8 protein-coding genes are annotated in these 6,487 nt (G+C 58.9%); 7 read left to right on the top strand and 1 reads right to left on the bottom strand.

Translation table 11 applies throughout. The features are described 5' to 3' along the window. The first annotated feature begins 354 nt into the window (after positions 1–354). From Q7S58_RS06835 to Q7S58_RS06825, 3 genes are read left to right on the top strand one after another with little or no spacing between them, the layout of a single operon-like run. Positions 355–876 carry a Panacea domain-containing protein gene (locus Q7S58_RS06835; RefSeq protein WP_304822490.1) on the top strand — a complete coding sequence of 174 codons (522 nt, stop codon included), beginning with the start codon at positions 355–357 and terminating at the stop codon, positions 874–876. Between the two features lie 3 nt (positions 877–879). Continuing rightward, on the top strand, positions 880–1,155 hold the full coding sequence (locus tag Q7S58_RS06830; protein ID WP_304822487.1) for a hypothetical protein: 276 nt from the start codon (positions 880–882) through the stop codon (positions 1,153–1,155). Further along, the gene (locus Q7S58_RS06825; RefSeq protein ID WP_304822483.1) at positions 1,155–1,310 is read left to right on the top strand and encodes a hypothetical protein; all 156 of its coding nucleotides are present in this window, start codon (positions 1,155–1,157) and stop codon (positions 1,308–1,310) included. The genes Q7S58_RS06830 and Q7S58_RS06825 overlap by 1 nt, the downstream gene beginning before the upstream one ends. A 34-nt stretch (positions 1,311–1,344) precedes the next feature. Here the strand turns inward: Q7S58_RS06825 and Q7S58_RS06820 are convergent, their stop codons facing one another. Beyond that, positions 1,345–2,283 (bottom strand): IS1595 family transposase, encoded by a 939-nt coding sequence (locus tag Q7S58_RS06820; protein WP_304822480.1) that lies wholly within the window; start codon positions 2,281–2,283, stop codon positions 1,345–1,347. Positions 2,284–2,614: 331 nt separating this feature from the next. On the opposite strand from Q7S58_RS06820, the gene Q7S58_RS06815 reads away from it, so the two are divergent. From Q7S58_RS06815 to Q7S58_RS06800, 4 genes are all read left to right on the top strand, one after another. Continuing rightward, the gene (locus Q7S58_RS06815) at positions 2,615–2,986 is read left to right on the top strand and encodes a DUF4286 family protein (RefSeq protein ID WP_304822477.1); all 372 of its coding nucleotides are present in this window, start codon (positions 2,615–2,617) and stop codon (positions 2,984–2,986) included. Positions 2,987–3,121: 135 nt separating this feature from the next. After that, positions 3,122–4,321: a serine hydrolase gene (locus Q7S58_RS06810; RefSeq protein WP_304822473.1), complete on the top strand. Its 1,200-nt coding sequence runs from the start codon at positions 3,122–3,124 to the stop codon at positions 4,319–4,321. A 226-nt stretch (positions 4,322–4,547) separates the two neighbouring features. After that, positions 4,548–5,213, top strand: coding sequence for a TetR/AcrR family transcriptional regulator (locus Q7S58_RS06805; RefSeq protein WP_304822470.1), 666 nt, complete (start codon positions 4,548–4,550; stop codon positions 5,211–5,213). Positions 5,214–5,245: 32 nt separating this feature from the next. Beyond that, positions 5,246–6,433, top strand: coding sequence for an LLM class flavin-dependent oxidoreductase (locus Q7S58_RS06800; protein ID WP_304822467.1), 1,188 nt, complete (start codon positions 5,246–5,248; stop codon positions 6,431–6,433). Positions 6,434–6,487 lie beyond the last annotated feature (54 nt).

The raw sequence follows: 6,487 nt of genomic DNA, 5'->3' as shown, positions 1-6,487 counted from the left end.
GCTCCGCCGATATGTAGCTGAACATTCCGCTCTGCTGATGGTCCGCCCCGCGCATCACCGCTACCTCCTCCTCCAACCACTTCCTACTCCACTATACACTGCCAAGCGGAAAACCCGTCGTTTTTCCGCAGCCTGCTAGAGAAGCTGGTGAGCGACATTCCGGATCTCGGTGACCTGAATCGGACATCCGTGACGGCGCAATTTGAAGATCTCCGGCAACGGCAGCATTCACCTGGATTGCCCACGCTCAAGAAGCTTGGCATACAGCGACATATCGAACTGGTTGCCAAGTTGCTCTAAATCGCGATGGCTCGCTCACGATCACAGCGACCGGATGATGAGAAACTCCGAGAGATGATTCTTCACCTCTCGGATATGTCCGTTCAGGATCGCCACTTCGGTGCGGTCAAGCTGAATAAATTATTGTTCTACGCTGATGTATTGTCGTATCAGCTTTATGGGCAATCGATTACCGGCCAAGAGTATCAAGCGTTGCCACAAGGTCCAGCACCCCGGCGCCTCAAACCGGTAATGGAAAAGATGAGAAAAGCTGGCGAGCTACGAACTCAAAAGTTGGTCGTCGGTCGCTTCGCTCAGTTGAGACCTGTGGTGGGCAGACTGCCGAATCTCAGCAAGTTCACAAAGCAGGAAAATGATCTGATCGTGCGCGTTGTTCAAAGATTTTGGGACTTCAATGCGAAACAGATCAGCGAAGAATCTCATTTGTTCTTAGGCTGGAAGCTCGCCAAGCGCGGCGAGACCATCCCGTACAACGTTGTCTTGATCGGGAATCGCAAACCGACCGGAGCTGAAAAGAGAAAAGGACGCGCACTTCAAAAGTTCGCACGAGAAACGCTTGCTGGCGGCCATCGTTAGGCCGTGCGCGATGTTGTCAAAACTCACCGCTTTGAAGTGGAGTTGCGCGATCTCTTAGGAACTGATGCGCGTGGTGCGGATGAATTCATTGAAGCAACTGAGTGGGCGCTCGCAAGAAAAGCGGACATTGGCTCGCTTACCACGACGGACGATCCACCAGTCTATTTCTTGCCCGTCGTCGAGGTAGATCGGATTAGTCGGCTGATCGTGTATTATACATTCGATGCAAATCGTGTTTACTTGCTGTCGATTCTGGTCGCGACAGAGAGCGAAAATTGATGAAATCCAAACCAAAAGAAAAGCAACCGCAGACAGCTTTTGCGCGCTTCCAGAGTCTTATTCGCGGGATTGTGGCCGTGCCGAAAAAGGAAGTAGAAATTGAAGAGGCACGCTGGCGCGCGAATCGAGCAGCGAAGAAGAAACCCGCAGGTTGACTCGCTCGCGGTTCCCTCGGCCCTGTCGAGTCTTTCAGACGGGGGCGGCTTCCTCTTTGCCAGTCAGCTTTTCGTAAGTGAGTCGCTTGCCTGTAATGCCCTGCATCGTCATCACAAACCGCTCCCCATCATTGGCCTTGCGCTCATTGAATCGAAACGCCTGTTCATCCAAATAGCGGAATAGGTGGAACGGCTCGACGCTGATGTAAGTGCCCTTCAGGTCGCGCTTTAACAGCGACCAGAAATTCTCTATGCCGTTCGTATGCACGTTGCCCTGAACGTAGCTTTCCGCGTGATCGATGACCTGATGGACGTAATCGTGATTCAATCCGTTGTAGGCGACCCATGCATCGCTGTAGATGTACGAGCCGCCTTGGATGTACTGGCGCACGACGCCTTGTAATGTCTCGCGCTGCGTATTGGGAACGTGCCTTAGCCGAATCTTTTTAGTCTTTCGATCCAGCAGACCCATCACGATTGCTTTTCCGGCCCCGCCCGTGCCCGTGATCTTGGCCTTCTTGTCCTTGTGCATGAATCGGGCGAGGCCGCCGATAAAAGACTCGTCAACTTCAAACTCGCCCGCGATCTTCTCAAACGTGCCCGTCTGCATCGCGAGCCGGACTCGATGATCCATGAACCACGCCGTTTTTTGCGTCACTCCAAGTGCTCGATGAATCTCGTATGAGCTGACCAGGTTCTTGCAATTAGCGACCATCCAGACCGCTGCAAACCACTTATCCAGACCGACAGGCGAATCCTCGAACACAGTGCCTACCTTGACGCTGAACTGCTGCTTGGCGTGCTTGGTCTTGCACTTCCACACGCGCCGCGTTGCGAGGAAAGAAACTTCCTTGCTCCCGCAAGTTGGGCATTTCACGCCGTCGGGCCATCGAATACTGACCATGAATTCGAGGCATCGATCTGGATCGGAGAAGTCGCGAATCGCCTGTTGGAGTGTCTTCGGAGCTTCCATGCGATAGAATCTAGCGCAAGCTCATTGGTGAGTCAAGTATATTATTGCCCAAATTTGCTTGCGCAGAGAACGGCAGAATCGACGACGCACTGAGCGCACGAACGCATCTATCGGTGTCGCAAGCGGTGCCACGCGCGCCACCGCGATTGCGCTCGCCGCCTACCGCCGGCGAATCGACTAGCTGAAAAGAGGTCCGCCTTAGCGCCACGCGAGAATATTCGCGCAATCCGATGGACGCCCTGCGGATCGCGGGACTAATATCCCGCAAGAGTCCGCGCCGAATATAGGCGCGACTCCGAGAGCACCAGGATATGACCGAGGAGGTTTGAAAATGGCCAAGTATACGTTCGTCGTGATGACCAATCCAACCGAGGGCAAAGAGGCCGAGTTCAACGAATGGTACAACCGGAATCATATTCCGGATGTGCTTAATGTACCCGGCTTCGTCTGTGCGCAGCGGTTCCGCATCGCTGACGCGCAGATGGGCGGCGAGGCGAGCAAGGCCTACAAGTACCTGGCCCTCTATGAGATCGAGACCGACGATCTTGCAGGCGTTCTCAAAGAACTGCGTGCGCGCGGCGGAACGCCCGAGATTGTGCCGAGCGACGCGATCGATATGAAGAACGTCGGGACTTTCATCTTCACGCCGGTCGCGGAAAAGGTGATGGCGAAGGACGTGCGTCGTCCGCGTCGCGCCGCCTGAATTTCGTCGAGTCTGCGGGCCTAAGCGGGACGGACCGACGCCGCGCTGTGCCGGCCGCGCGAGGTGCAGCGCGCGCGGCGGCCCCTGTGCCCGACTATGTACTGATTCACCAATTGCTCCAAAGGAGAGAAGCCAATGCTCGCCGAAAAATTCCTTGCTGATAGCGCGGCCCAGGTCGGCCTCAATCCGGACAAAGTTCAGGCGCTGATGGACCGGGCCGAGCGCGACGTCAAGGATGGCGTTCTGCCCGCCTGTCAGGTGGCGATCGCCCGCCACGGCAAGATCGCGGCAATGAAAACTTTCGGCCGTGCGATCCAAGGCGGCGTCGAAAAGCCGGCCAACGACGAAACCGTTTTCGTCGCGATGTCCGCGACCAAGGCGATCACCTCGTCGGCGCTCTGGCTTCTCATCCAGGAAGGAAAAATCGATCCCGCCGACAAGATCGTCAAGTACGTGCCTGAGTACGGGACCAACGGCAAGGAGACGACGACCGTCGAGCATCTGCTGATTCACACGGCCGGTATTCCCACTGCGCCGGGCTCCTTCAAAGATTGGGGCGATCGCAAACGCCGGCTCGAGCGCTTCGCGCAGTGGCGTCCGGTGAATACGCCGGGCGAGAAGTTCTTCTATCACATCCATGCGAACTATTGGCCGATCGCGGAGGCGATCGAGCGCATCACGGGCAAGCACCTCGGCGAGTTCGTGCGCGAACGAATCGCGGAACCGCTCGGGTTGCCCGATCTGAGAATCGGACTGCCGCGTCCGATCCAACATAGGATGGCCGACGTGAAATGGGTCGGCGAAGCCGCCAAGGACGAGGAGTATCGGAAGCTCGGCGTGACCCCTCCGCGCGCCAACCTCGGTTCCATCAGTGAAGACGCGGTGCTGGAAATGAACGAAGCGGAACTGCGCGAGATGGATTTTCCGGCTGGGGGCTTGATGACGACGGCGGGCGATATCGCGCTCTTCTACCAGGCATTGCTCAACGACGGCAAAGCACATGACGGCGCCCGTATCTGGCAATCCGAGATGCTGCGCGAAGCGCGGCGCATCCGCAGCGGTGATTTGATCGATCCGGCGCGCGGTATCACGGCGAATCGCGCACTCGGCATCGTGATCGCGGGCGGCGACGGCAAAGCGAATTTGCGCGGCTTCGGACGCACGAACTCACCCGAGGCGTTCGGCCATCCGGGCTTCGGCGGGCAGATCGGATGGGCCGATCCGGCGACCGGAATATCGTTCGGCTATCTGACCAACGGGTTCGACCGCAATGATCTTCGCGAGGGACGGAGAAGCGTCGCGGTATGCAGTCTCGCGGGGTCGTGCGCCGATTGAGCGGAGCGCGGTTCACCATCGTACTGCTTTCATGGTGCGGGCGAAGTTCATGCGACCGAGGATGCGCTCGAGGGCGTCGCGCTCTGGCTCCCGCCAAACGCGGAATGGACGCGCGAGAATATCGAGGCGTCGGGGATGCACCAACTTGAAAGCGGGCAAAGGCTTCATTGACAATATTGTCAATGACCATTGACAAAACGCTCAATCATTAGTAACTCTGTGCTTGATGCCGAAGACGATTGCCAAACGGCGCCGGGCACGTCCTCTTGAGCGGCCCGAGCGCCGGACCCTCCTGCTCGAATGCGCCATCCGCGTGTTCGCCCGCAGAGGTTTGGGCGGCGCGCGTCATTCCGAGATCGCGCGCGAAGCCAAGGTCTCCGTTCCCACGGTGTTCTGTTATTTCCCGACACATGAGGCGCTGGTGCGCGAGGTCCTCGAGGAAGTCGCGCGCTTCTTCACCGAGATGGCCGAAACCATCCACGACCAGCATCGCCCTGCGCCGGAGATCATCCTGGAGCACACCCGCGCCTTCGCCGATACCGTTGCAACGCATCCTGACTATACGCGCGTGCTGCTCGAATGGAGCACCGCACTGCGCGACGAGGTGTGGCCGCTTTATCTGCAGTTCCAGGAGAAGGTTATCGCCACGATCGCGCGAACGATTCGGCGCTGGCGAATGGAAACCGGGAGCCAGCGTGACCCCGACGCCGAGGACGACGCGCGCGTGATCGCGGCGACCGGCTACGTGCTCGTCCAGATGAAAGTGGCGAATATGCCCAGCTCGCGGATCGAACGCTTCGTGCAAACTCTGGTGCGCGACACGCTCGGCGAAGTTAGAGCGAGCGCGCAGAATGAGGCTCATCTAACTGAATTTAACGTGGCGGTCGGATAACCGCCCGCCACCAATCGCGAAGGAGAGAACAAATGCGCATCGGGGCAACCATCTTCAATCAGAATTACGGCGACTGGGACCGCTACGAAGCGGAGGAACAGGGCAAGTCCGTGGCCAAGCGCGCGGTACGGTCTGACCGCGAGATCTTCAATGAGGAAATCGGCATCGCCCGCATGGCCGACGCTCTCGGTTTCGATTCGGTCTGGACCATCGAGCACCATTTCACGCCGTACACGATGGTGACGAACCCGCTGCAGTACCTCACCTATATCGCCGGCATTACCAAGCATGTGGACCTCGGAACGATGGTCACGGTGCTGCCGTGGCACAATCCGGTGCGCGTCGCCGAAGACGTCAACATGCTCGACGCGTTCCTCGGGGCGGGCCGCAACGTGATCTGCGGCGTCGGCCGGGGGCTGGGGCGCCGCGAATACGCAGGGCTGGGCGTCGATCAGAACGAAGCCCGGGGTCGGTTCGACGAGTCGCTGCAGGTGCTCACACAACTGTTGGCCACCGGGCAGTGCGATTTCGACGGCGAGTTCTACAAGATCCACGGCCTGCGGCTGCGGCCCCAACCGGAGCGCGACCTCAGCGTTAACCTCTGGTGCGCGGGTGGCACCGAGCAGACGGTGGAGATAATCGCAAAGCACGGCGTGAGACCGCTGACCATCCCAACCACGAGCCTGGATATAGCGCTGGCGAACATGCGCCGTTATGCTGCGCTGCGCCGAGACGCCGGCTACGCACCGAGCCACACCAAGCTCGCGCTATGGACCTATGTGGCCGAGACGACCAGCGAGGCCCAGGCCGGAGCGGAGCAATACATGGTGGAGTACGCCAATTCGGCGCTGCGTCACTACGAGCTGCTCGGCACACATCTGAAGAGCATCAAGGGCTACGAGGCGTACGGCGCGCAATCGGATGCGCTGCGCAAGGATCCCTCGCCGTTCACGCGCGGCTTCTTCAACAGTCATCCTTGGGGCACGCCTGCGCAGACGATTGCGCGAGCGACCGAGCTCGCTCAAGCGTTCGGCACTGACGAGATAATGTTCATCTTCAAGTACGGCGCGATGCCCATGGCCATGGCGGAAAAGAGCATGCGTCTTTTTGCGAAAGAGGTGCTGCCGGCGCTGAAAGAACTGAACCCACGGCCCTTGGCGCCAGAAGAGCGCGCGAGTAGCTCGACCGTCGGGAGTACGCCGAGTGGCGCGACTGCCTAGCTGCCAGGCTCGAGCGCTTCATGCACGTCCTGGTGCGCAACTTCGTTGGGAGAG

Source organism: Candidatus Binatus sp. (assembly GCF_030646925.1).
Taxonomy (GTDB): domain Bacteria; phylum Desulfobacterota; class Binatia; order Binatales; family Binataceae; genus Binatus.
Note: the sequence above shows the minus strand (reverse complement) of the source record. Positions and strands in the feature narration are given on the sequence as shown.